At 39.9% G+C, this 25755-nt stretch carries 27 protein-coding genes; 13 read left to right on the top strand and 14 right to left on the bottom strand.

Annotated elements, in window-relative coordinates; translation table 11 throughout:
* Window positions 1-3 precede the first annotated feature (3 nt).
* From glsB to AACV01_RS11200, 3 genes are all read left to right on the top strand, one after another.
* Window positions 4-930: a glutaminase B gene (gene glsB, locus AACV01_RS11210; protein WP_012367555.1), complete on the top strand. Its 927-nt coding sequence runs from the start codon at window positions 4-6 to the stop codon at window positions 928-930.
* Between the two features lie 72 nt (window positions 931-1002).
* Window positions 1003-1740, top strand: a complete 738-nt coding sequence (locus tag AACV01_RS11205) for a YggN family protein (RefSeq protein ID WP_004244832.1) — start codon at window positions 1003-1005, stop codon at window positions 1738-1740.
* A 147-nt stretch (window positions 1741-1887) separates the two neighbouring features.
* Entirely contained in the window at window positions 1888-2838 is a 951-nt protein-coding gene (locus AACV01_RS11200) for a siderophore ABC transporter substrate-binding protein (protein WP_049196499.1), read from the top strand.
* Window positions 2839-2940: 102 nt separating this feature from the next.
* Here AACV01_RS11200 and hemW read toward each other — a convergent pair whose 3' ends face one another.
* From hemW to AACV01_RS11175, 5 genes are read right to left on the bottom strand one after another with little or no spacing between them, the layout of a single operon-like run.
* A complete protein-coding gene (hemW, locus tag AACV01_RS11195) occupies window positions 2941-4071 on the bottom strand; it encodes a radical SAM family heme chaperone HemW (protein WP_004244830.1) in 1131 nt (376 codons plus the stop codon).
* Window positions 4064-4657 carry an XTP/dITP diphosphatase gene (locus tag AACV01_RS11190; RefSeq protein ID WP_046335081.1) on the bottom strand — a complete coding sequence of 198 codons (594 nt, stop codon included), beginning with the start codon at window positions 4655-4657 and terminating at the stop codon, window positions 4064-4066. Before AACV01_RS11190 ends, hemW begins: the two co-directional genes overlap by 8 nt.
* 10 nt (window positions 4658-4667) lie before the next feature.
* Window positions 4668-5231: a YggT family protein gene (locus tag AACV01_RS11185; RefSeq protein WP_004247379.1), complete on the bottom strand. Its 564-nt coding sequence runs from the start codon at window positions 5229-5231 to the stop codon at window positions 4668-4670.
* A gap of 18 nt (window positions 5232-5249) precedes the next feature.
* Window positions 5250-6068: a pyrroline-5-carboxylate reductase gene (proC, locus tag AACV01_RS11180; protein WP_004252280.1), complete on the bottom strand. Its 819-nt coding sequence runs from the start codon at window positions 6066-6068 to the stop codon at window positions 5250-5252.
* A 19-nt stretch (window positions 6069-6087) separates the two neighbouring features.
* Entirely contained in the window at window positions 6088-6786 is a 699-nt protein-coding gene (locus AACV01_RS11175; RefSeq protein ID WP_004244825.1) for a YggS family pyridoxal phosphate-dependent enzyme, read from the bottom strand.
* A gap of 21 nt (window positions 6787-6807) precedes the next feature.
* Here AACV01_RS11175 and AACV01_RS11170 point away from each other — a divergent pair, with 21 nt between their 5' ends.
* Window positions 6808-7827 carry a type IV pilus twitching motility protein PilT gene (locus tag AACV01_RS11170; RefSeq protein ID WP_041701036.1) on the top strand — a complete coding sequence of 340 codons (1020 nt, stop codon included), beginning with the start codon at window positions 6808-6810 and terminating at the stop codon, window positions 7825-7827.
* Here the strand turns inward: AACV01_RS11170 and ruvX are convergent.
* The 4 genes from ruvX to rsmE all read right to left on the bottom strand — a co-directional run bounded on the left by ruvX (window position 7824) and on the right by rsmE (window position 10617).
* Window positions 7824-8243 (bottom strand): Holliday junction resolvase RuvX, encoded by a 420-nt coding sequence (gene ruvX / locus AACV01_RS11165; protein ID WP_004247382.1) that lies wholly within the window; start codon window positions 8241-8243, stop codon window positions 7824-7826. The two genes, AACV01_RS11170 and ruvX, sit on opposite strands and share 4 nt — an antisense overlap.
* The gene (locus tag AACV01_RS11160; protein ID WP_004244821.1) at window positions 8243-8806 is read right to left on the bottom strand and encodes a YqgE/AlgH family protein; all 564 of its coding nucleotides are present in this window, start codon (window positions 8804-8806) and stop codon (window positions 8243-8245) included. Before AACV01_RS11160 ends, ruvX begins: the two co-directional genes overlap by 1 nt.
* A 112-nt stretch (window positions 8807-8918) precedes the next feature.
* Window positions 8919-9875, bottom strand: a complete 957-nt coding sequence (gene gshB, locus AACV01_RS11155) for a glutathione synthase (protein ID WP_004244820.1) — start codon at window positions 9873-9875, stop codon at window positions 8919-8921.
* A gap of 10 nt (window positions 9876-9885) precedes the next feature.
* Complete coding sequence (gene rsmE / locus AACV01_RS11150) at window positions 9886-10617, bottom strand: 16S rRNA (uracil(1498)-N(3))-methyltransferase (protein ID WP_112842971.1); 732 nt, start codon at window positions 10615-10617, stop codon at window positions 9886-9888.
* 247 nt (window positions 10618-10864) lie between these two features.
* On the opposite strand from rsmE, the gene AACV01_RS11145 reads away from it, so the two are divergent.
* Window positions 10865-11497, top strand: a complete 633-nt coding sequence (locus AACV01_RS11145) for a prepilin peptidase (protein WP_012367560.1) — start codon at window positions 10865-10867, stop codon at window positions 11495-11497.
* A 101-nt stretch (window positions 11498-11598) separates the two neighbouring features.
* On the opposite strand, the gene AACV01_RS11140 is transcribed toward AACV01_RS11145, so the two are convergent.
* Both AACV01_RS11140 and AACV01_RS11135 read right to left on the bottom strand, forming a co-directional pair.
* Window positions 11599-12264, bottom strand: a complete 666-nt coding sequence (locus AACV01_RS11140; protein ID WP_112842970.1) for a DsbA family protein — start codon at window positions 12262-12264, stop codon at window positions 11599-11601.
* Window positions 12252-13124, bottom strand: a complete 873-nt coding sequence (locus AACV01_RS11135; RefSeq protein ID WP_046335084.1) for an MBL fold metallo-hydrolase — start codon at window positions 13122-13124, stop codon at window positions 12252-12254. The genes AACV01_RS11140 and AACV01_RS11135 overlap by 13 nt, the downstream gene beginning before the upstream one ends.
* Window positions 13125-13228: 104 nt before the next feature.
* Between AACV01_RS11135 and AACV01_RS11130 the strand changes: the two genes are divergently transcribed.
* Window positions 13229-14149 (top strand): LysR family transcriptional regulator, encoded by a 921-nt coding sequence (locus tag AACV01_RS11130; RefSeq protein WP_017628341.1) that lies wholly within the window; start codon window positions 13229-13231, stop codon window positions 14147-14149.
* On the opposite strand, the gene AACV01_RS11125 is transcribed toward AACV01_RS11130, so the two are convergent.
* Entirely contained in the window at window positions 14126-15052 is a 927-nt protein-coding gene (locus AACV01_RS11125) for a LysR family transcriptional regulator (protein WP_004244812.1), read from the bottom strand. The two genes, AACV01_RS11130 and AACV01_RS11125, sit on opposite strands and share 24 nt — an antisense overlap.
* Before the next feature lie 110 nt (window positions 15053-15162).
* Between AACV01_RS11125 and lysA the strand changes: the two genes are divergently transcribed.
* Entirely contained in the window at window positions 15163-16407 is a 1245-nt protein-coding gene (gene lysA / locus AACV01_RS11120) for a diaminopimelate decarboxylase (RefSeq protein ID WP_041701040.1), read from the top strand.
* A 134-nt stretch (window positions 16408-16541) separates the two neighbouring features.
* Here the strand turns inward: lysA and fadE are convergent, their stop codons facing one another.
* The gene (fadE, locus tag AACV01_RS11115) at window positions 16542-18989 is read right to left on the bottom strand and encodes an acyl-CoA dehydrogenase FadE (protein WP_112842966.1); all 2448 of its coding nucleotides are present in this window, start codon (window positions 18987-18989) and stop codon (window positions 16542-16544) included.
* 238 nt (window positions 18990-19227) lie between these two features.
* Between fadE and lpcA the strand changes: the two genes are divergently transcribed.
* Both lpcA and AACV01_RS11105 read left to right on the top strand, forming a co-directional pair.
* Window positions 19228-19806: a D-sedoheptulose 7-phosphate isomerase gene (gene lpcA / locus AACV01_RS11110; RefSeq protein WP_004244807.1), complete on the top strand. Its 579-nt coding sequence runs from the start codon at window positions 19228-19230 to the stop codon at window positions 19804-19806.
* Window positions 19807-19864: 58 nt separating this feature from the next.
* Window positions 19865-20632, top strand: coding sequence for a class II glutamine amidotransferase (locus AACV01_RS11105; RefSeq protein ID WP_004244806.1), 768 nt, complete (start codon window positions 19865-19867; stop codon window positions 20630-20632).
* Here AACV01_RS11105 and AACV01_RS11100 read toward each other — a convergent pair.
* On the bottom strand, window positions 20603-21355 hold the full coding sequence (locus AACV01_RS11100; RefSeq protein WP_036919910.1) for a L,D-transpeptidase family protein: 753 nt from the start codon (window positions 21353-21355) through the stop codon (window positions 20603-20605). The two genes, AACV01_RS11105 and AACV01_RS11100, sit on opposite strands and share 30 nt — an antisense overlap.
* 415 nt (window positions 21356-21770) lie before the next feature.
* Between AACV01_RS11100 and AACV01_RS11095 the strand changes: the two genes are divergently transcribed.
* Genes AACV01_RS11095 through AACV01_RS11080 form a run of 4 tightly spaced genes read left to right on the top strand, consistent with a single transcriptional unit; the run spans window position 21771 to window position 25753 of the window.
* Window positions 21771-23111 carry a Na(+)-translocating NADH-quinone reductase subunit A gene (locus tag AACV01_RS11095; protein WP_004247390.1) on the top strand — a complete coding sequence of 447 codons (1341 nt, stop codon included), beginning with the start codon at window positions 21771-21773 and terminating at the stop codon, window positions 23109-23111.
* 3 nt (window positions 23112-23114) lie between these two features.
* Window positions 23115-24353, top strand: coding sequence for an NADH:ubiquinone reductase (Na(+)-transporting) subunit B (locus AACV01_RS11090; RefSeq protein WP_004244803.1), 1239 nt, complete (start codon window positions 23115-23117; stop codon window positions 24351-24353).
* Complete coding sequence (locus AACV01_RS11085; protein ID WP_004244802.1) at window positions 24346-25131, top strand: Na(+)-translocating NADH-quinone reductase subunit C; 786 nt, start codon at window positions 24346-24348, stop codon at window positions 25129-25131. Before AACV01_RS11090 ends, AACV01_RS11085 begins: the two co-directional genes overlap by 8 nt.
* Complete coding sequence (locus tag AACV01_RS11080) at window positions 25124-25753, top strand: NADH:ubiquinone reductase (Na(+)-transporting) subunit D (protein ID WP_004244801.1); 630 nt, start codon at window positions 25124-25126, stop codon at window positions 25751-25753. Before AACV01_RS11085 ends, AACV01_RS11080 begins: the two co-directional genes overlap by 8 nt.
* The last annotated feature ends 2 nt before the right edge of the window (window positions 25754-25755 follow it).

Raw genomic sequence — 25755 nt, 5'->3', positions numbered from 1 at the left:
GCTGTGACTACAACGTTATCTAACGCATTATTGTCAGATATATTGCAACAAATTCGTCCTTTAATTGGGCAAGGAAAAGTAGCAGATTATATTCCTGCTCTCGCTCAAGTACCTGCTAATCAACTGGCTATGGCCGTGTATACGGTTGATGGTGAGCTTTATCAAGCGGGTATGGCCGATAAACGTTTCTCTATTCAGTCTATATCAAAAGTACTTAGCTTAACCCTTGCGTTAACACGTTATGATGAAAGCGAGATTTGGCAACGAGTAGGCAAAGAGCCTTCAGGATTACCTTTTAATTCGTTGATCCAGTTAGAAATGGAAAAAGGGCTACCACGTAATCCTTTTATCAATGCTGGAGCGATAGTGATTACGGATATGTTGCAATCGCGATTAAGCGCGCCAAAACAGAGAATGTTAGAAGTTATTCGTGCACTGACGAATACAGCTGATATTTGCTATAACACCGTTGTGGCAAAATCAGAGATGGAACATTTAAGTCGTAATGCTGCCATTGCCTATCTGATGAAATCGTTTGATAATTTTGATAATGATGTTATCACCGTATTAGAAACCTATTTTCACTATTGCTCGATTGAAATGAGTTGTGTAGAGCTTGTTCGTTGTTTTAGCTACTTAGCGAATCAAGGAATATGTGTTGGAAGTAAAAATCAGATTATTACGCCAAGACAAGCCCGACAAATAAATGCGTTAATGTTAACTTGTGGTATGTATGATGGTGCGGGAGAGTTTGCTTTCCGTATCGGTATTCCCGGTAAGTCTGGGGTGGGAGGCGGTATTATTGCTGTGGTTCCTGATGCCTTTACCGTAGCAGTATGGTCACCAGAGTTGGATAAATCCGGTAACTCATTGGCGGGGTGTGCTGCCCTTGAATTATTAGCAAACAAAGTAGGGCGCTCAATATTTTAAGTGGCTGTAGACGCCAATAATGCGCAATGTTAGGTAAAAAAAGTAGTTCAATACGCTTCTAGGAGAGCGATTATGGGATTTAAAAAGTTGGTCGTTGCATTGGTTTTTGTCGCAAGTTCAGCCACTGCTGCACCCAGTTTTGACTGTGCTGTCACGCCAAAAGATGATTTACGTATTACACCTGAATTTGTTGAAGTGGCCGGCTCTAATGGTTTACTTGTCATTTATCCCGATGGCACGTTACTGCGCGATGAAAAGAGCGTCACACTAACCCCTGAGCAACAAGCTATTGCGAAAAAATATCAAGCGACAGTTAGGCAAGATATCCCTTGGTTAAGAAAAGAGACGGGAATTAAATTACAAGAGTCAAGAAAAGTACTGGATAAAGTTGTTATTGAAGCCTTTGGGCAAGATAGCCGTATTTTAAAGCGCTTAAGTGACTTAGAAAAAAATCTTAATCAACAAATGGATACTGTTATTTCGCTCAAGCCTGATAATGTCACATTCCATGCTCAAGCGATTAAACAGGTCGAAACCAAAGGGCGAGAAATAATTGAGAGTAGCCTTGGGGGGATGTTGCAAGATAGCATTAATGAATTAGGTCAAAAACAATTACTAGCTGCTGCGAGTGGTGATAGGAAAAAAGCCTTAAGTGGATTATTAGGTAATCTTGATGGTTTTCAGCAAATCATCGAAAAAGAGTGGAAGCAACAAGAAGCTTCATTTAATCAATTTGGGCAGCAGGCGTGTAATAAAATCACCCAAATGGAAAACCAACGTGTCGAATTGATAAATTCACTAAACAAATAGCTTTATCCTTACAGTAAATAAGGGTTATAGATTGTTGATTCACAATAGTTGAAAATAACAATGAAAATCATTCTTATTCAATTGACATGCAAAGTAAGCTGTTTAGAATGCCCTGCTTAAGTATTCCACTTAAACAGGGCTAAATTCATGAAAAAGATCCTTGCGTTAGTTACTGCCTCTCTTCTGTCAGTTAGCAGTTTTTCTGCATTAAGTAATACCTCAGTTACATACCAGCCTAATCAAATTGTTGAACAGCAAAATGATAAAGTTGTTATCAAGCACTTATTAGGTGAAACCGCAGTATCTAAAAATCCGTCTAAGGTTGTACTGTTTGATTTTGGTCTATATGACTCTTTAGTTGCATTAGGTTTAGCGGATAAAGTGGTTGGTTTACCATTAGGAAATGCACCTGAATATATTAAAGGGCGTATTGCGAATGATGTGGCTAATGTTGGGGGAATGAAAGCCCCTGATTTTGAGAAACTCGCTGAGCTTAAACCTGATTTAATTATTATTACCGGTCGTCAAGGCGCTTCTTATGAGAAACTCACAAACATTGCCCCCACGATTAATTTAGGCGCAAATAGTGCGAATTATCTTGATTCAGTGGAAGCGAATATTCAATTAATAGGTGAATTATTTGATAAGCAACAAGCTACTCAAGCACAATTAGCAACATTGAATACCGTGATTGAACAGGCTCAGAAAAAAGCGGCAGGATCAGATAAAAAAGTGTTGGTCTTACTGCACAATGCAGGCAATTTAATGCCCAATAACCAAAGCGTGATTTACGATGTGGTTAAAGCGAAGAAAGCAGAATTACCACCTGTTGCTGAAGAAGAGAAAGGCAAACGTCGCGTGGTTACTTCTGAAATGATCGCCAAAGTAAATCCGGATGTTATTTTTATTATCGATCGCAGTGAAGCCATTGGTGCCGGTAAATTAGAGAAAACCACCTTTGAAAATGATGAAGTGAAAACAACTTCTGCTTATAAAAATGGTGGTATTGTTTATCTGCAATCTGATCTTTGGTATCTTTCTGGTGGTGGATTAGAAAGTCTTACTCAGCAAATTGAAGCGGTGCAAAGTGCACTTTAAAATCAGTGATAGTGGTTATAAGCGCCGATAAATAAATTATGCCCATAGTGTAAATGAACAGTATGGGCATTTATTTATTGACGAAATAAGTGAATTTTCGTATTAAAGAAAGAGTTCAAGTAATGAATTAAGAAACAGTTTACCGTGGGGCGTTATCTGCCAATGGGTTTCTGTTTCACTGATATAACCTAATGCGAGTGCTTCATCAATTTGCCTACGGATAGTCTCTTGTGCAAGCCCCGTGTAGTCGCTAAAATCTTGCCGAGGAAAAGCTTCTAATAACCGAAAACGGTTCATAAAAAATTCAAATGGACGGTCATCATTATCAACCCAATTTTGCTGGTGAAGATAACGTCCTGCCATAAAACCTTTAGGATGTTTGGTTTTTACCGTTCTCATAATTCGGCCATCGGCAAAACTTATTTTTCCATGAGCACCACAGCCAATACCTAAATAATCCCCAAAACGCCAATAGTTTAGGTTATGTTGACATTGAAAACCTGGCTTACAATAAGCCGATGTTTCATATTGTTGATATCCTGCTGCGGTGAGTAATTTGTCACCTTCAGAAAAAATATCCCATAACATATCATCATCAGGTAATTTAGGCGGACGGGAGCCAAATTGTGTATTGGGTTCAATAGTTAATTGATACCAAGAAAGATGTGGGGGAGATAAAGCGATTGCTTGCTGTAGATCTGAAAGTGCTTGAGATAATGATTGGTCAGGTAAGCCATGCATTAAATCAAGATTAAAGCTACGTAAGCCTAACTCTTTTGCTAGTCTCGCGGCATTTTTAGCTTCATCGGCATCATGAATGCGTCCTAAGCGGATCAGTTTATCATTACCAAAACTTTGTACGCCAATGGATATACGGTTAATTCCCGCACGTTGAAAACCGGCAAATCGTTCAGCTTCAACCGTACCAGGATTGGCTTCCATCGTAATTTCAGCATCAGGAGCAACGGCTATGCGCTCTTTTACGCCATACAGTAAATCGGCCATTGATTCAGCACTTAATAGGCTTGGCGTGCCACCACCAATAAAGATAGTTTGCACTTCACGAGAGCCAACATGAGTAAGATCAGCATCTAAATCATTGAGCAGATGTTGCACATATTCCTGATGTGGAACTTCGCCTTTTAAGGTGTGAGAATTAAAATCACAATAAGGGCATTTTTGTACACACCAAGGAATATGAATATACAAACTTAATGGTGGTAACTTAAGCATTCTTAAGTGCATCCAACATTAGTTTTAGTGCTTTACCACGGTGAGAGTATTGATTTTTTTGCTCTCTAGTTAATTGTGCCGCAGTGCAATTTAGCTCAGGGATAAAGAAAATAGGATCATAACCAAATCCACCATCACCCTGCATTTCTTGAGTTAACACACCTTGCCAAATACCATGGAAAATCAGCGGAGTGGGATCGTTTTCATGGCGTAGATAAACTAACACACAGTTAAACTGAGCTTGACGTTTCTCTGTGGGAACATCTTTCATTGCTTCGAGTAATTTATCTACATTTTGCTGATCGGTTGCCTCAATACCAGCATAACGAGCAGAGTAAATGCCCGGAGCACCACCTAATGCATCAACCGAGATCCCCGAATCATCAGCTATAGCCGGTAAACCTGTTACTTTGGCAGCATGACGCGCCTTAATTAGTGCGTTTTCTACAAAAGTAAGACCTGTTTCTTCAACTGAGCCAACACCTAGCTCAGTTTGTGCGACAATATCTAAACCAAAATCAGCGAGTAATGAGGCTAACTCTGTTACTTTACCGGGGTTTCCAGTAGCAAGAACCACTTTTTGCATATTATCTTCCTTAGTAAAGCGTCATGTTGATTAGCCACTGTAAAACATCTACACGTAAATAATTAAGGGCATAAAGGATCAGGATAACAATCATGGCTGAGAAATCTAATCCTCCCATTGCCGGAATAACACGGCGAATAGGGGCCATTAAAGGCTCAGTTAATTGGAAGAGCAGATGATCGATAGGATTACGTCCTTGACTGACCCAACTGAGAATTGCACGGATGATAATCATCCAAAAAATAATCTTACCTGCTGCGGTGAGTAATTCAATAAATGCGAAGGGTAGGACTAAAGAAAACGGAATAGCACCACCTGCTCCGGATAAGTAAGAAGGGAGGATAATTTCTAATAACACTAAAACATATGCCAAGATGACCGAAGCAGTATCAATAGAGCCAATAGAGGGGATAATTCTTCTTAATGGACGCACAACAGGTTGGGTAATTTTAACCACAAATTGTGAAAATGGATTATAAAAATCAGCTCTTACACATTGCATCCATACACGAAGTAGTAGCACGGAAATATAGAGTTGAATAAGAGTCAGAATGACGAAATTTAAAAAGTTCATTAGTTGGCCCTGATGAAATTAAAACTGTTTTTCCATTTCTTGCGCTCGTTTAATCGCCGCTTGCATCGCTAAAGCAACATTCTCAGGTAATTTACCTGCATAGAATTGTGCCAATGCTGCAGCTGTTGTGCCACCTTTTGACGTTACTTGTTCACGTAATGTTGAAAAAGGTAAGCTATTTTGTTTTTCAGCTAATGCAGTAGAGCCACTGGCTGCTTGTTGTACGATAGCTCTTGCTACGTCGGCTGAAAAACCTAAGCGCTCGGCTTCTTGTTGCATAGATTCCATAAACAAGAAGAAATAAGCAGGCGCACTACCCGCAACGGCGATAATATCATTGATAGCTGATTCTTGCTCTACCCAAACCGTCGTACCGACACTTTTCATTAACGCATCAGCAAATTGTTTATCTTCAGGGGTAATAGTGTTTTGAGCAAACATACCGCTTAACCCTTTGCCAACCAGTGCTGGGGTATTTGGCATGATGCGGATCAGTCGTAGCGAAGTGGCTAAATAATCATTATAACGAGAAGCTGGAATACCCGCGGCAATGGTTAGCACTAATTTTTGACTGAAATCGATATGTTGTAATGGCTTACAAACTTCAGCCATCATTTGCGGTTTGACGGCTAATACGATGACATCGGCATTTTCAACTGCACTGATGTTGTCGCAAGTACTCTGTATGGCAAACTCTTTTTCTAAAGGCTCACGTCGAACCTCAGAAGGTGAACTTACCGTAATGTTTTTTGCGGGATAACCACCATTAACCAGTCCTGCAATAATAGCGTGTGCCATATTTCCGGCACCAATAAAAGCGATATTGCGATGTTCCATACTAAATTTAACCTCTTTTTTATTTATTGGCGTAATCACGAGCGCCAAAAATGGCCGTTCCAATGCGTACCAGTGTTGAGCCACAGGCAATTGCTGCTTCCATATCACCAGTCATTCCCATCGACAATGTATCAATATCGGGGTACTGATTTTGTAACTGTTTAAATGCCTGATGCATTTTCTCTAGTACCTCGACTTGCTTGTTATAGTCATTTTCTGGGGCAGGAATAGCCATTAGTCCGCGCAGTTTGATCCCTGGCAGAATGGATATTTGTGCTGCAAGGCCATCAAGCTCGGTAAGAGAGATCCCTGATTTACTGTTTTCATCACTAATATTTATTTGGATCAAAACATTGAGTGGCGGTAACGTAGTTGGACGTTGATCACTTAATCTTTGCGCTATTTTTAATCTATCTATGGTATGGCACCAGGCAAAATGTTCAGCAACAAGACGTGTTTTATTGGACTGCAATGGGCCAATAAAGTGCCAAACTAAATTTTTGTTTTCAGCAAAATAGCTGATTTTATCTACACCTTCCTGCACATAGTTTTCACCAAATTCAGTTTGTCCACATGCAATTGCTTTTTCGATATCGCTCACAGGCTTAGTTTTACTAACTGCAAGTAGAGTTATTTCGTCTGGAGAACGCCCGCATTTTTGCGCTGCGGTGTCAATGTGAGACCTGACATTGACGAGATTCTGTTTAATAGTATTCATGGCAACTCAGGAGATAATAAGATGAATATGGAAAAATTAATTATATATAGTGTAAAGCATAATGCTTCCGATCTGCACCTTTGTTGTGGCGATGTGCCACGATTACGGATCAATGGCGTACTTTATCAACAAAATCAATGTAAACCTATTACTTCTGATACGCTACTCAAATGGATAACACCTTATCTGACCACAGCGCAATTGCAATTTTTTGGTAAGGAGGGGCAAGTTGATACGGCGATAACTCTTGCTGAGGGGCAGCGCTTACGAGTGAATTTATTTCGCCAACAATTAGGGATATCCGCAGTACTAAGAGTGATAAATTCACAACTCCCGACATTAACATCACTACGCGCACCAAAATCAATCACTGCATTATTAGATAATGTTTCTAATGGACTCATTTTAGTGACGGGAGCAACAGGGAGTGGTAAATCATCCACATTAGCGGCGATGATTGATTATCTCAATCAGCATAAGCGTCAGCATATTCTTACTTTGGAAGCGCCAATAGAGTTTATTTACACCAATAAGCAAAGCATTATCCAACAACGTGAAATAGGGCGCGATGTACAAAATATAGCGAGTGCAATAGAAGCCGCATTACGTCAAGATCCCGATGTAATTATGCTAGGGGAATTAAGAGATCTAGAAAGTATTAAAATGGCATTAATTGCGGCTGAAACGGGGCATTTAGTACTAGCAACATTACATACGCAAGGCGTTGTTCAAACGTTAGAGCGTGTCACTAATGTATTTTCATCCAATGAACGAAAATGGATCTCGGCACAATTAGCTGGAAGCTTAAAAGCAATTATTTCTCAGCAATTGGTTCCTGCAACACAAGGCGGGCGTGTTGCCCTGTTTGAAGTGATGTATATGACGCAGGGGATTGCACATCTGATCAGAGAAGGGAAATATCATCAAGTGACGACATTAATGCAAACTGGGTTTGAATATGGCATGCAAACCTTCACTTTAAGTCGCCAACAACGTCAATATGAAGGTTTGCTCAATGAGCACATCAATGAAGAAAATTAATACTGCCGTTCAAACCAGCTTTCTAAAATAATAACGGCAGAGGTTGCATCGACACTGCCTTTATCTAAAGAACGATACCCTCCTTGTTCAAAAAGGTGAGCACGGGCTTCTACTGTGCTAAGGCGCTCATCATGTAAGGCGATTTGTACGCCAAAACGTCCATGTAAGCGATTGGCAAATTTTTTGGCTTGAGTAGTTACTAGCTGTTCTGTGCCGTCCATATTAAGAGGCAAACCCACCACCACTAAATCCGGCTGCCATTCTTTAATGATTTTTTCGATTTGACTCCAATCTGGAATACCATCTTTAGCTTTAAAGGAGGCTAATGGCCTTGCTGTCCCTGTAACTTCTTGACCTATTGCGGCTCCAATACTTTTGGTGCCAAAATCAAACCCCATTACCGTTCTATTTGACATTATGCATGACCAGCCGTTGGTGAAATTGTGTGGATATCGATACCAATTAGTTCGGCGGCTTTATGCCAACGCTCTGCAATTGGGGTATCAAAAATGATTTGTGGGGTTGCTTCAACGGTAAGCCAACTATTTTCTAAAATTTCTCTCTCAAGCTGGCCTTTTTCCCAACTGGAATATCCTAATGAGACTAAGGTTTTTTCAGGCTGTCTTGCTGTGCCTAATGTTTCTAACACATCTTTTGACGTGGTGATCATGGTGCTATCGCTGATTTTAATACTTGAGCTAAAACCAGAAACAGGGGTGTGTAAGATAAAACCATGCTCTTCCGCTACAGGGCCACCAGACATAACCGGTTTTTGTAAGCTAATCGCACTATCTCTATCTGCTGAGAATATCTCCAACTGCTCTAAGACACTTTCAATAGAGATATCTTCAATTGGCTTATTAATAACTAAACCCATTGCACCGTTTTCATTATGTTCGCAAACATAGACGACCGAGCGTTGAAAGAGCGGATCGCTTAATGATGGCATAGCAATAAGAAAATGGTTGAGTAAATTCATAATAGTAATACTGTTCTCTGATTGTTTTTATTAAAAAACCTAGCCCTATTGATAATGTTTAATATAAGGGCTAGGTAAAGACTTTTAAACCTTAAAACACATCGTTTAAAAATTAGTTTTTCTTGTTAAGGCGAGCTTCAATAGCATCCATTAACATACCTGTAATAGAAACCTCAGGATAAGCTGCTTCAATCTCACGAGCACAAGTCGGGCTTGTAACATTAATTTCCGTTAAACGATCACCAATAACATCTAATCCAACAAAAATAAGGCCTTTTTGTTTTAAGATAGGTGCTACTTGGCGTGCAATTGCCCAATCGCTTTCTGTTAATGGACGCGCTTCTCCACGGCCACCAGCGGCTAAGTTACCACGGGTTTCACCTTTGGCAGGGATACGAGCTAAGCAATAAGGAACTGGCTCTCCATCAACCACCAGAATACGTTTATCACCATCAACAATTTCTGGTAAGAAATTCTGTGCCATACAGAAACGGTGACCGTGCTCTGTTAAGGTTTCGATAATAACACCGACGTTTGGATCATCTTTTTTCAGGCGGAAAATAGAGGCGCCACCCATACCGTCAAGTGGTTTAAAAATCACATCACCATGTTTTTCATGGAAAGCACGAAGGTGTTTGGCTTCTCGAGTGACTAATGTATTTGGCGTTAATGAAGGGAACCATGCTGTAAACAGTTTTTCATTACAGTCACGTAAGCTTTGTGGTTTATTAACAATTAAAGTCCCCATATCTTCAGCACGTTCAAGAATATAGGTAGCATAGATAAATTCGGTATCGAATGGGGGATCTTTACGCATTAAAATGGTATCAAGGGAGCCTAACGCAATATCTTGCTCTTGGCCAAATTCAAACCACTTTTCAGGGTTTTCTTCCACACTTAACAGACGTGTGTGTGCACGGGCTTCACCTTGATTAAGATAAAGATCGTTCATTTCCATATAATGGATTTCCCAACCACGGCGCTGTGCTTCGAGTAACATGGCAAAGCTGGTATCTTTTTTAATTTTGATGGATGAAATAGGATCCATCACAATACCTAATTTAATCATTATTTCTCCTTTATCCCAGATCGCCGAACCGAACCTGCAAAGCGGTGATTGCGGTGAGTGCTGTTGTTTCAGTTCTTAATACACGAGGACCTAATAAAATATCAGTAAAATGGTATTTTGCTGTCATGGCAATTTCTTCAGGGGATAATCCCCCCTCAGGGCCAATTAATAGTCGTACTTTTTTAACTGGAAGTGGCAAGGTATTAATACTTTGGCTTGCTCTAGGGTGTAAATTAAGTTTTAAGCTATCATCCGTTTGGGCACACCACGCCTCTAATGACATCACCGGCATAAGCTGTGGAATTTTATTTCTGCCACATTGTTCACAGGCTGAGATAATAATTTTTTGCCATTGCTGATGCTTTTTTTCTAAACGACTAGGATCTAGTTTAACACCACAACGTTCAGAGATCAGCGGAGTAATAGTGTTAACACCTAATTCAACGGACTTTTGGATAGTAAACTCCATTTTTTCACCACGTGAAAGTACTTGGCCTAAATGGAGATCAAGTGGGGATTCTCTATCATCCATTTGTCCTTCATTAATCTGCACAATCACTGATTTTTTGCTGCTTTCGATAATATCAGTATCAAATACTTGATTGGAGCCATCAAAAAGTGCCAGTTTTTGGCCTTTTGACATTCTTAATACTCGTCCAACGTGATTTGCAGCTTCTTCTGCTAATGAAGTTTGTGTACCTGCACTGAGTGGCTCTGGATGATAAATGCGAGGAATACGCATAACGTGAAACCCTTACGTAAAATGTTAACCATGATAAACAAGATATTGTGATATGCATCATACGCATGCCATTAGCTCATGCAAGTTATCAGGTGGCTTTTTCTATCATTATAGCTGGATTTTATTTGCGAGATTTGTCGTAAAACTTCATGTTTGCAATATGATAAAACAACCATTGCTTGGAAGTAATAGCATTCTATTTTAGAGTCCTAGAATAGGAACTTGCAAATATCAAGGATAGATATTTATGTTATTACCGCAAAACATCATGATTACAATGGCCTTTTTTACCTTTTTAAAAGGGTGTAGCGATTATTTCTCTACCTCTGTTTTAGCACGCCTCTCACCTATTCGTTATCAGCAATTGTGGCAAGTCTATTTAATTATCTGTTTTTATTGGTCTTTTACTATTTCTAATTATTCGTTATTAATATTATTTCTATTGTTTAGTTTTTACCTCTTAACTCTCTCGTTTTTCGATGCAGATTATCTTCAGCTACCTGATAACTTAACTTTTTGGTTACTTTTCTTTGGAATTACGCTTAATTTAACGCCTTATGGCGTGATTTCTTCAACTTGCTCTTTTTATGGCTGTTTAGTCGCAAGTTTGTTTTTTTATAGTATTTATTGGCTCGGTTATTGGATATATCAAGAGGCTATTTTGGGGTTGGGTGATGTAAAGCTTTTTAGTGCCATAGGCGCTTGGTGTGGAATAGAACTACTACCTTATATCCTCTTTTTCGCTGCACTATTAGGGATTGTTATTTATATGCTTATTTGGGCTTTTACTAATGTGAAGATAAAGCAGATTGCCTTTGGCTCTTGCCTTGCATTTTCAGCGATAGTTGTTTTAAGAGTAAAGACAATAATAATGTATTGAATAGGCTAATATTTCTTGCTGAATATTAAATAAGAGTGAGGTGTAGAATTTGTCTACACCTTCAAGTCTCTATCATTATTTACTCTATTTTCAGTAAGGTATTACAGCGTTTGTTTTAGAAAAGAAGTCCAACTTTTTGTATCGCCAAAATAATTCTCTACTGGGATCAACTGGTAGGTTTGGTTATCTTCAATACATAGCGTTGGGAAACCACGACCATTTACTTGATGCATTAATTGTTGAGTTTGCTGTATATGTTGAGTTATTTCATACTCATTTACTTGCGTAAATAACGTCGAAAAAAGGGTGATATCAAACCCGAGCTTTTGTACGATAAAAAATAGCACATCTTTATCACTAATATTTAATCCATCAAGATAATAGGCATCTTGTAACGCTTTTAATAACATAACATCTCTATTGCCCATTCTTCTTGCTACCAATATCGCCGCAATTGGCATCAGTGAGTTTAATGTCATCTCTGTATTGGCGAGGTTATTGCGGTATTGCTGGCTAAAAATTTGCCCCGATAACTGGCTAATACGTTCATCGATAGGGGTAACATGCTCTTTCCATGCATCGCCCCCTGTCACTTTTCTTGTCGGGGTAAATAATCCCCCACCATGTAGCGTTAGTACATGTGGGTATTCGTGACTCACTACTTCAATAAGTGGGGCAATGCCGTAGCACCACCCACAAAGTGGATCGTAAATATAGTGCAGCTTTTTGGTGCTATTTTCTTGGTTCACATGGCTTACTGAGGCCATTTCATCTCTCCTTTAAGGACTTTTGCGCTAAGCTCTAAACTCGATTTATCTGCTAAGTCAGGATAACTTTTTTCCATCGCCGCAATAAATTGTTCTGAGTTTTGAGTTTCAGCGAGTTTAGTTTCTGCCTCTTTAAGGTAATTCATTGTGAAATCAACAGAACGCATATCATAACTGCTTTTTGGCACATAATGTCCCGGAATAACCGTTTTAGGTGATAACGTTTTAATCTGTTGTAACGCTTCTAGCCAATATTGGCGTTGTGCTTTAGATTGAGTATCTGCTAGCCACACATGAATATTTTCAGACAGTATTACCCCACCCATAATAGCATTCAGTTTTGGCACATAAACATAGGTTCTTTCTGGAGATTGGCTATCTAATCCTTTGATATAGAGTTTTTCACCTTCAAGAGAAAAACTATCACCAGTAACGACTTCAGGAATGATAACTTTTTTAGGGGCATTGTCTTTGAGGACAGGCCCCCAGTAGGCAAGTTTTCCTGCTTGGGTTTCATTAATGATTTTGACGGTGGGAGCTGAGGCAATCACTTTAGCATTTGGAAATGCTTCAGTAATGACATCTAACCCAAAATAAAAATCGGGATCAGAATGGCTGATATAGATATAAGTTAAGTTTTTCCCTGATGCTTTAATTTTATCGACTAAGGCTTGAGCATCATTTTTTTGGAATTGAGCATCGATTAAGACAGCATCTTTATCACCATAAATGATTTCAGATGAAACAGGGAATACACTGGCATCACCGGGATTGTAGATATCTAATGTTAACTCTGTTGCCATAACAGAAGTGGCGAAAAACGCAGTAGTTGCAAGTGTTAAAGGAAGTAATTTTTTCATCTTTATTTTCTCCATCATGTTGATGCGTTCTATAATATGTTGCATGAAATGGGAGAAAAACCCTGTTTTGGTGAATACATTGTTGCATAAATCGAGCAAATAATATGGACAAAATTAAAGCATCAGAGGTTTTTGTGACCATCGTTAAGCAAGGTAGCATGATTAAAGCTGCTGATTATCTAGGTATGTCTAGAGCAATGGTGACGCGCTATCTTAATGAAATGGAGGAGTGGGCTGGGGTGCGTTTGTTGCATAGAACAACCCGTAAGCAGAGTCTGACTTCCGTGGGAGAATTAGTTTATCAACAAAGTTTACAACTGCTAGAGATGGCGGAGCGTATCCCCGCGAATATTCCCAAAGAGAGTCACCAAATCAGTGGGCTGGTGCGTATTACAACGGCACAATCACTCGCTAATTGTGCATTATCTGTGGCTATAACTGAATTTATACAACTTTATCCTCTTATTGCAGTCGATTTGCAGGTATCTAATCAGACAGTCAATCTTATTGAAGAGCGTATTGATATTGCATTGCGCATTACCAACCATTTAGAGCCTAATCTGATAGCCCGCCCTTTAGCAAAATGTCTTTCTGTGGTTTGTGCTCATAAAGATTATTTAGCTAAACATGGTATCCCTAACACGCCGGATGATTTGACTTATCATCAATGCCTCACATATCGCTTTTTTGGCAGTAGCTTGTGGGAGTTTAGTTTAGGTGATGAGCGCTATTCTGTTCCTGTAGGTGGTAATTTAAGTGCCAATGAGTCGGTTGTGTTATTGCAAGCCACTTTGCAAGGTGCCGGAGTCTCCTTACAACCTTACTGCTCGGCAAAACCCTATCTTGAACGGGGTGAGTTAGAAATTTTGTTAGCGGATTATCAGCCACAGCCTATGGGAATTTATGCCGTGTTAGCGAGCCGACAAAATATGCCCGCAGCCGTGCGTGTTTTACTGGATTTTCTGGTTGACTGGTTTGCCTCTTCGCCTCATTGGTTGTCATTATCGGGTGAACGCGTGAGTTAATTGTTTTGGGTAATTAGCTAAAGTGGTTTTCATCACATCAATAAAATAGCGCACAAGTTGTGATGAGGGGCGATGAGATGGTGTGATCAAACTCACCGTAAATGGAATGGTAAAACTCAGTGGCCGTATACAGAGATCACTATATTGATAATCAAGGGCAGTAATAGGGTTAACGATAGAAACACCAATGCCTTTACTCACCATGGCACAAATTGAGGCCGCACTTTGTGTTTCCATGATCAATTGTCGAGTGATCCCCTGTTTAATAAACATAGCATCAATAAGTTGTCGATAACTATCATTAGCAGATAAGCTGATAAAACGAGTTTGATGAAAGTCTTGTGGCTGCAGTAATGCTTTTTTACTTAATACATGAGACTTTGGCAAAATAGCGACTTCATTTAACGTTAGCAGTGTTTCTTGTTGGGTTCCGGCAGGTGTTTGTGTGTGCTCTGTTAGCCCTAAGTCATAATGTTGTGCAGATAACCACTCCTCTAATAAAGGAGACTCCTGTGGCACTATCGTTAAATTAACCTCGGGATATTGGCTGAGAAATTGTTGGCAAATTGAGGGTAATAGTGATTGAGCAAATGCCGGTAAACAGGTGATATTTAATTCCGCTTGATGAAAATGGCGAATACTATTGGCTGCGGTAATAATGCGATCAAGTCCATAATAAGAGCGCTGTACCTCTTCAAAAAATCTTAATCCCTCCGTGGTAGGTTGTAGGCGACCTTTAATTCTATCAAATAGCTTAAATGACAATAGCTGTTCAAGACGTGATAGTTCGCGACTGACTGTGGGTTGAGACGTTTTCAGTAAATCTGCCGCTTCGGTTAGGTTTTGTGTGGTCATCACTGCATGAAAAATTTCAATATGTCGCCAACTAAATGGAGTTTTCATAAATTTTATCCTATATCACAGATGAATAGACTATAGCTAATTTGATATTTTTATTCCCGCTTTAATTGCTTAATAATATTTTTATTCACCCTACATTGCTGAGTAAAAAAATGATGACAATATCCAACAATGCGATCCTATCTCAATTAGCACAAACTTATGGCACGCCATTATGGATCTATCAAGGTGAGACTATTTCTGAACATATTGAGCAATTAAAAGCCTTTGATGTGGTTCGTTTTGCACAAAAAGCCTGCTCTAACATTCATATTTTACGGTTAATGAAACAGCAGGGCGTTAAAGTTGATTCTGTCTCACTAGGTGAAATTGAGCGTGCGTTGGTTGCCGGTTTCCAAGGTGGTCGAGAGCGTAGTGAAATTGTCTTTACCGCCGATTTACTCGATGAAAAGACGATTGAGCGTGTCGTTGAATTAGATATTCCGGTTAATGCAGGTTCTATTGATATGCTTCGCCAACTTGGAGAACATCATCAAGGGCACGCGGTGTGGATAAGAATAAATCCTGGGTTTGGTCATGGACATAGCCAAAAGACCAATACAGGTGGGGAAAATAGCAAACATGGTATTTGGTATGAAGATGTGCCAGAAGCATTAGCGGTGATTAATCAATACAATTTGAGTTTGGTTGGTTTCCATATGCATATTGGCTCAGGGGTTGATTATCAGCATTTAGCGAGTGTCTGTGATGCAATGGTTGAGCAAGTACTCACCTCTAATGTTGATATCAAAGCCATCTCGGCCGGTGGGGGATTGTCAACACCTTATCAGCAAGGAGATAAAATAGTCGATTTAAACCACTATTTCTCTTTATGGGATAGTGCTCGTCAACGTATAGCGCAACACCTTGGGCATGATATTGAACTGGAAATTGAACCAGGACGCTTTTTAGTGGCTGAGTCTGGCGTGTTAGTGTCACAAGTAAGGGCGGTTAAGTCGATGGGAAATCGTCACTATGTGCTGGTGGATGCAGGGTTTAGTGATTTAATGCGCCCAGCTATGTATGGTAGTTACCATCAAATCACATTATTAGATAAATACGGCCAATTAAAATCTAGCGAGTTTCAACAAGAAACCATAGTTGCAGGGCCTCTTTGTGAATCTGGTGATGTGTTTACCCAGCAAGAAGGAGGAATGGTTGCTCCTCGTTTATTGCCTCCGGCAGAAGTTGGTGATTACTTAGTTATTCATGATACGGGGGCTTATGGTGCATCAATGTCATCTAACTATAATAGTCGTCCCCTTATTCCTGAAGTGTTAATTTCACAGGGCATACCTCAATTAATTAGACGTCGTCAAACCATTGAAGAGCTATTAGCGCTAGAAATTAACCTGTAATTTTTACTACTCCTCCCTGTGTTAATCATCCTCCAATAAAAAACACCTCATTATTAAATTAAAATAATGAGGTGTTGTATCCGTGTTTCAGTCGTTAAATAGCAGACTATTTATTGACGAACATAACGGTATAATTAGGCTGCTTTATCTGTTTTTATTGTGTCAGTTGACGACTTTTTTGCCGGCACCGCCAAGGCATCAAAGTCAAATTCATCCACATTAATACTACGTAAACGGCTTTGCTCCGCTTTGCGTAAGATATCTGCTTCTTCGGGAGTCACTCGTTTATCAGCTAAAGCCTTATCCGCTAATTTATCTAATTGAGTGAAGCTAAATTTCTTTTCATAGAGTCGACAGATACGTTCAAACAGTGGCTCTGCAGCTAAAATATCGAGCAGAGCTTCTTCCATTAAACCATGAGGATTGTGCTCACTGGGTGTGAGGAATTGCCCTTTACCAATACGATCACGGGTTTCAGAAGGTTGTTGGATAATTTGAGCCACTTTACTATCTAACTTATCTGAAGGCAGTTTCTGCACTTTACCCAGAGGGAAAATAATGGCGCGCAGGGCTCCTGCAATAAAACGATTTGGGAAATTGCGTAATAGCTCATCAATGGCATTTTCTGCTTGGTATAAACACTCTTTAATACTCCAGTGTACCAGTGGTAAATCAGCGGTATTACGACCTTCATCCTCATAACGTTTTAGCACCGCAGAGGCGAGGAAAATATGACTTAAAATATCGCCAAGTCTTGCAGAAATACGTTCACGACGTTTTAAACTACCACCTAAAACCCCCATGGCAACATCAGAAAGTAACGCCATGTTGGCACTGAGCCGGTTAATTTGTTGGTAATAACGACGAGTTTCATCTTTTGTTGGCGCGGTACTTAAGCGACCATTAGTGAAACCTAACCAAAGGCTACGTAATGTATTACTGGCAACATGGCCTAAGTGACCAAATAAGGCATGATCAAAGTCGTGTAAGTTGTTATCTCTAGCCGCTGCAATTTCATCTAAAACATAAGGGTGGCAACGAATAGCCCCTTGTCCATAAATGATCATGCTACGAGTGAGAATATTAGCGCCTTCCACCGTAATGGCGATGGGGGAGCCTTGATAAGAGCGAGCCACAAAGTTAGAAGGGCCAAGACAAATCCCTTTTCCACCAACAATATCCATTGCATCAATAATCCCGCGTTGCGCTCTATGGGTACAATGATATTTTACGATTGCAGAAAGTACGGCAGGCTTTTCTCCTAACATAATACCTGTGGTAATTAAGGTTGAAGCTGCGTCCAAGAGATAAGCATTACCAGCAAGGCGCGCTAATGGTTCTTCAATTCCTTCCATCTTCCCGATAGGAAGCTTAAATTGACGACGAATTCGAGAGTAAGCACCTGTTGCCATTGCTGCACTTTTTAAGCCTCCAGTGGAGTTAGATGGCAGTGTGATACCACGACCGACTGAAAGACATTCCACCAGCATTCTCCAACCTTGGCCTGCCATTTTTGGACCACCGATAATAAAATCGATAGGAACGAAAACATCTTTACCACGAGTGGGACCATTCATAAAAGGAACATTGAGTGGGAAATGGCGATGACCAATTTCTACCCCTTTTACGTCGGTTGGAATTAAAGCACAAGTAATACCGGGATTTTCATTATCACTCAGTAGATGGTCTGGATCGCGAAGTTTAAAAGCGAGTCCTAATACTGTGGCTATAGGTGCTAAAGTAATATAGCGTTTATTCCATGTGAGACGAATACCAAGGACTTGCTCACTTTGCCACTCCCCCATACAAACCACACCACTATCGGGGATAGCGCCAGCATCAGAGCCTGCTTCAGGGCTGGTTAATGCAAAGCATGGAATTTCATCACCTTTGGCTAAACCAGGTAAGTAACGTTTTTTCTGCTCATCAGTACCATAATGTTGCAATAACTCACCTGGACCTAATGAATTAGGTACACCTACAGTGATGGCGAGAATACCTGAAACACCCGCGAGCTTTTGCAGTACACGAGATTGTGCATAGGCAGAAAACTCTAATCCGCCATACTCTTTTTTGATAATCATCGCAAAGAAGCGATGGTCTTTTAAATATTGCCAAATCTCAGGAGGTAAATCAGCTAGTTCATGTGTGATTTGGAAATCATTGGTCATGCGACAAACTTCTTCAACTGGACCATCGAGAAAAGCTTGTTCTTCAGCGGTAAGTTGTGGCTTAGGATAATTGTGAAGTTGTTTCCAATCTGGTGCTCCACGGAATAATTCACCTTCCCACCATGTTGTTCCCGCATCAATGGCCTCTTGCTCTGTCTTAGACATAGATGGCATCACTTTTTGGAAAGCCTTTAGTGCAGGGGCAGAAATATATGCTTTGCGAATAGAAGGAAGAGTGAATGGTAATAATATCAATGCAACGGGCAGTAATAGCCAGTAGCTCCAGATATTGGCTAAACCCATCACGAAAGTATAAGCAATAAGTAAGATACTGCTTACTACAAGGCTGTATTTTCGGTAACTAAGTATACCGATGAGAACTAAGAAAAGCACAATACTGAGTAGGGTCATAATAAAACTCCTGTATTTGCAAGACATCAGAGGTCAGACCTGTTATGTGTTATTTAGATCTAATGCAGTCACCAAGTTTTAGCAATATTTTTACATTCTAATTACAATGTAGCTCACAAATTATTCGTAAATGAGAGAAGTTAGCATTTGTAGGTAAAGAGGTGCTTCTTTCGTATCATTGGATCCGTTACACTGAGAAATAGATATTTTTTGATCCCTTTTCTGGAGTAAAAATCCTATGTACCAAGATCTTATTCGTGGCGAATTAACTGAAGCGGCAGATACACTCTCTCGTTTTTTACAAGATGATGCGAATATTGAAGCCATTCAAAAAGCAGCTGTATTATTAGCAGACTCATTTAAAGCAGGCGGCAAAGTTTTATCCTGTGGTAATGGGGGATCACACTGTGATGCCATGCATTTTGCAGAAGAATTAACGGGGCGCTATCGTGAAAATAGACCCGGTTATCCTGCTATCGCAATTTCTGATGTGAGCCATATTTCTTGTGTGAGTAACGACTTTGGTTATGAATATGTTTTTTCACGTTATGTGGAAGCGGTAGGTAAAGAGGGTGACGTATTACTGGGGATCTCAACTTCCGGTAATTCAGGCAATATTATTAAAGCCATTAGTGCCGCTCGTGAAAAAGGTATGAAAGTTATTACTCTAACAGGTAAAGATGGCGGAAAAATGGCAGGGAGTGCAGATATTGAAATTCGTGTCCCTCATTTTGGTTATGCCGACCGTATTCAAGAAATCCATATCAAAGTTATTCATATTCTGATCCAGCTGATTGAAAAAGAAATGGAAAAATAACGATATAGTAATATTGCCTTATATGAATAATTAAAGCGTGAGTAAGTAGGAGCGGGCGATGTGTGAATTGTTGGGCATGAGTGCAAATGTACCCACTGATATCAATTTTAGTTTAAGTGGCCTCATTCCTCGTGGTGGTAAAACTGGCCCTCATAAAGACGGCTGGGGTATCACCTTTTATGAAGGATTAGGATGTCGTACATTTAAAGATCCACAAGCTAGTGCCGTTTCACCCGTCGCTCGTTTTGTACAAGAATACCCCATTAAATCACATGCTGTCATTGCGCATATTCGCCAAGCTAATCGAGGTAATGTCAGTTTAGAAAATACGCATCCTTTTACCCGTGAACTGTGGGGTAAAAATTGGACTTATGCTCATAATGGACAACTTAAAGGTTATCAATCACTGGATACAGGGCGTTTTAGAGCGGTAGGACAGACTGATAGTGAAAAAGCCTTTTGCTGGATATTAAATCAGCTTGAAAAGCGTTACCAGAGAACACCATCTAATTGGCCGGCTGTCTTTCGTTTCATTGCTATTTTAGCTGATCAATTGCGGCAAAAAGGTGTGTTTAATATGTTGTTATCCGATGGCCGGTTTGTTATGGCATATTGTTCAACTAATTTACACTGGATAACCCGTAAAGCTCCTTTTGGTAAGGCCAAATTGCTGGATCAAGATATTGAAATTGATTTTCAGCAACACACTAAAGCGGATGATATTGTGTCGGTAATATCGACATTACCCTTAACAGGTAATGAATCTTGGCAAAAAATCCCTGTTGGTGAGTTTGTTTTATTTGATCGTGGGTTGCGAATTTTGTAACCATTTACTATCGATACTTTTAGCTAAATTTAATGTGGAAATAGCCTCACGATTATTCACCAAATAGCGACCGTTTTTTACACTAATTGCTGGGATCTTTTTGTATTCTTCCACATATTGGTAAGCAGGTGCTAACTGTTGCCAAAAATCCATATTGGCAGAGTATTGGAATTTTTTCATATTTTCGGCCGTCATTTTAAAAGGGAAAATATGAATATTAATGCTCTGTTGGCCATTTTTCAGCGCAAGTTCGGCATATTGGTAGATTTCATCCATCACAGTATCGGTCATTGCGTAGCAACCCACTGATTTACAAGCACCGTGGATCATCAAGAAATCACCGGTATAACCTTGCTCTTGATCGTATTGATTAGGAAATCCTAGGTTAATTGCTCGATAAAACCGACTATTTGGGTTAAGCTGAGTTTGATTAACTTGATAAAAGCCTTCGGGACTTTTTAAATCACCTTGATATTTCTTCGGACCTAATCCTCCCGAATAGCTACAAATGGGATAAGTACGTATTTTCTCTAATTGTCCATCCTGTTTTTCTATATACAGTTCTAGTAAGTTTTCTTCTTTAAATATTTGAATATAGATGGGCTCTCCTGTACTTTTTTTAACAGGTTTGATAAGAAATTTTGAACTATTTTCGGCATTAACAAATAATGAGGTTAATATTATTGTTAAAAATATGATTAATTGTTTTGCGTGACTGGTCATGGTTTTATCAAAAAAAAGGCTTAAAATTTGTTGATAAACTAGATTGTAGATTGCAATGAAGCAATCAATTTGTAAATTTAAATCTACTATGGTTTCTTTTCTATTACAAAATATTCTGTATAAAACTTAATCGTTGGTCGAGAAATGTGATATTTTAATTCGGTTTATGCGAATTGTTAACGTTTCAGTCAAAATAATATTCCCATTTGCTTGAGCTAAATCACTCGAATAGTCAGACAGGCTGAAACTGAGATGATAAAATTCAGATCGGCAGAATAAGAGAAAATAGTAACAATTATCGGAGATAAATAACTTAGGGTATCAAACTACCTTAAGGTGTTTTTATTACAGAGTCGCTACATTTTCGGGGTGAATTTGTAGCTTAGGGTTTAACTGATAAACTTGTGCAAATCTTATGATTAAAATTAAAAAAGGACTCGACCTCCCAATTGCAGGAGCGCCTGCCCAAGTGATAGAAGACGGACCCGCGATTCGACACGTAGCTTTGCTAGGTGAAGAATATGTCGGAATGCGTCCTTCTATGATGGTTTCGGAAGGTGAGCATGTTAAAAAAGGGCAGGTTCTTTTTGAAGATAAAAAGAACCCCGGTGTAATATTCACAAGCCCTGCGTGTGGTAAAGTTGTTGCCATTAACCGCGGTGAGCGCCGTGTACTTCAATCCGTTGTTATTGAAGTTGACGGCGATGAAGAAGTCACTTTCGACAGTTATGATAGCTCATCACTTTCAGAATTGACCCGTGAACAGGTAGAAACAAACCTAGTAAATTCAGGTTTATGGACAGCGTTAAGAACACGTCCATACAGTCGTTCCCCTAAATTAGGAACCACGCCGGTGGCAATTTTTGTCACTGCGATGGATACTAATCCATTAGCGGCAGATCCTACTGTGATCATTGAACAAAACGAGCAGGCTTTTAACGATGGTCTGATTGTTTTAAGTAAATTAACAGAGGGTAAGGTGCATGTTTGTCATGGTGAAAAAGCACCGGCTAAACTCAATGATGGACAAATTAGCTATAACCAATTTGTTGGCCCTCATCCTGCGGGATTAGTGGGTACTCATATCCATTTTTTAGAGCCAGTCAGCGCGAAAAAAATGGTATGGCATCTTAACTACCAAGATGTTATTGCGATAGGGTATCTCTTTACTACAGGCTCTTTATATACCGAGCGTGTTGTTGCATTAGCGGGACCTCAAGTTAAAGCCCCTCGATTATTACGTACCTGTTTAGGTGCTGATCTTTATGAATTAACGAAAGATCAATTAGTCGATGGTGATAATCGTATTATTTCTGGCTCTATTTTATGGGGTTGGAAATCGGACGAAGCGCATCACTATTTAGGCCGTTTTCATAACCAAGTCTCTGTATTACGCGAAGGTCGTGAAAAAGAGTTATTTGGTTGGGGTTATCCAGGTACTAATAAATTCTCCATTACACGTACCACAATTGGTCACTTCTTAAAGAACAAACGTTTTGCATTTACAACCACAATGAATGGTGGTGAACGTTCAATGGTGCCAATTGGTAACTATGAGCGTGTTATGCCATTAGACATTATGGCAACACATTTGTTACGTGATTTGATTGTCGGTGATACTGACAGTGCTCAAGCATTAGGTTGTTTGGAATTGGACGAAGAAGATTTGGGATTATGTACTTATGTTTGTCCAAGCAAATATGAGTATGGCCCAGCACTGCGCCAAGTATTGACCAAAATTGAGCAGGAAGGGTAACTCATGGGGTTGAAAAATTTATTTGAAAAAGTAGAGCACCATTTTGAGCCCGGTGGTAAATACGCCAAGTGGTATGTACTCTATGAAGCGGTCACAACGGTTTTTTATACGCCGGGTACGGTGACACGTAATGGTTCGCATGTACGCGATACCATCGATCTAAAACGTATGATGATCCTTGTTTGGTTATCTGTTTTCCCAGCGATGTTCTGGGGAATGTATAACGTTGGCCAACAAGCGATCCCTGCTCTTAATCAGTTGTATAGTGGTGCTGAGTTACAGCAAGTGATTGCTTCTGATTGGCACTATGCACTTGCACAGTATTTAGGTGCATCATTGACACCAGATGCTGGGTGGGGAAGTAAAATGCTCCTTGGAGCAACTTACTTTTTACCTATCTATCTTGTTGTATTTGCGGTAGGTGGTTTCTGGGAAGTGTTATTTTCCCTTATTCGCGGACATGAAATTAACGAAGGTTTCTTTGTTACTTCTATTCTGTTTGCGTTAATTGTGCCACCCACATTACCATTATGGCAGGCTGCTTTAGGTATCACCTTTGGTGTCGTAATTGCAAAAGAGATTTTTGGTGGAACAGGACGTAACTTCTTAAACCCCGCATTAGCAGGGCGTGCTTTCCTCTTTTTTGCTTATCCGGCACAAATTTCAGGTGATCTTGTTTGGACTGCCGCTGATGGTTTCTCTGGTGCAACCCCTCTCTCTCAATGGTCTGTTTCTGGTCAAAGTGCATTGTTAAATAATGTCACTCAGCAGCCTATTTCTTGGATGGATGCATTCCTTGGAAATATCCCTGGTTCTATTGGTGAAGTCTCAACACTGATGATCCTAATTGGCGGCGCAATCATTTTATTTGCTCGTATCGCATCATGGCGCATTGTTGCCGGTGTGATGGTGGGTATGATTGCAATGTCATATCTGTTTAACTTGATTGGTTCTGACTCTAACCCATTATTCTCAATGCCTTGGCACTGGCACCTCGTATTAGGTGGCTTTGCATTTGGTATGATGTTTATGGCAACCGATCCGGTATCAGCTTCATTCACTGATAAAGGCAAATGGGCTTACGGTATTTTAATTGGCGTAATGGCTGTGCTAATCCGTGTCGTCAATCCGGCTTACCCAGAAGGAATGATGCTAGCAATCTTATTCGCCAACTTATTTGCACCGCTGTTTGACTATGTGGTTGTTCAGGCGAATATTAAGCGGAGAAAAGCTCGTGGCTAAAGAAAAAAACAAAGATAGCGTCGGAAGAACGTTCCTCGTTGTATTTATTCTATGTCTTGTTTGTTCCGTGGTAGTGGCTGGCTCTGCTGTTGGACTTAAATCTAAGCAAGAAGAGCAAAAGCTACTGGATAAACAACGTAATATTCTAGATGTTGCTGGTTTATTGGTGCCTAAGATGAGCGCCAGTGAAGTACTCAAAGTTTACGATACACGCATTAAAGCTAAGATTGTAAACTTCAAAACTGGCGAATTGACAGACAGTAAAGGCGACTTTGATTTAAATAGCGAACTACGTAGCGATGAAACTTCTATCGCACTATCACCTGAAGAAGATATTGCAAAAATTCGTCGTCGTGCCAATACCGCAGAAGTTTACTTTGTTCTTGATGATCAAGGTAAAACCCAAGAAGTGGTACTGCCCGTCTATGGTTCAGGCCTATGGTCGGTCATGTATGCCTTTGTTGCGGTAGATATTGATGGTGTAACAGCGAAGGGGATTACCTATTATTCTCATGGTGAAACGCCGGGGCTAGGTGGAGAAGTTGATAATCCGCAATGGAAGGCACAGTGGAAAGGTAAACGCTTACTGAATGAAGAAGGTGTGCCTGCTATTAAAATCGTACGTGGCGGGGCATCAGATAGTCCTTATGGTATTGATGGCCTTTCAGGTGCAACCTTAACCTCTAACGGCGTTCAACATATGTTCGATTTTTGGTTAGGTGATAAAGGTTTCGGCCCATTCCTGAAAAAAGTTCGTGAAGGAGAGATCAATGGCTGATACAAAAGAGATCAAACGCGTTTTACTCGGGCCGTTGTTAGATAATAACCCGATTGCCTTACAGGTATTAGGGGTCTGTTCTGCATTAGCAGTAACAACCAAGCTTGAGACGGCATTAGTAATGACCATTGCGGTAACATTAGTGACGGCATTCTCAAACTTCTTTATTTCACTGATCCGCAACTATATCCCCAGCAGTGTACGTATTATTGTGCAAATGGCGATCATTGCTTCATTAGTAATTGTGGTAGACCAAGTTTTACAAGCGTACGCTTATGAAATATCTAAACAGCTTTCTGTTTTCGTTGGTCTTATCATTACTAACTGTATCGTGATGGGACGCGCTGAAGCCTATGCGATGAAGTCACCACCTATCGAAAGCTTTATGGATGGTATCGGTAATGGCCTAGGATATGGGGTTATCTTGATCCTTGTTGGATTTTTACGTGAGCTATTTGGTTCAGGTAAATTATTTGGCATTACGGTGATGGAATCTATCCAAAACGGCGGTTGGTATCAACCTAATGGCTTATTCCTATTAGCGCCAAGTGCTTTCTTTATTATTGGCTTGCTAATTTGGGGATTACGTACATTAAAACCTGCACAGGTTGAAGAGGACTAATT

This window comes from Proteus sp. G2609 (assembly GCF_963896135.1).
Classification (GTDB): domain Bacteria; phylum Pseudomonadota; class Gammaproteobacteria; order Enterobacterales; family Enterobacteriaceae; genus Proteus; species Proteus mirabilis.
This window is presented reverse-complemented; position numbering and strand designations above follow the sequence as displayed.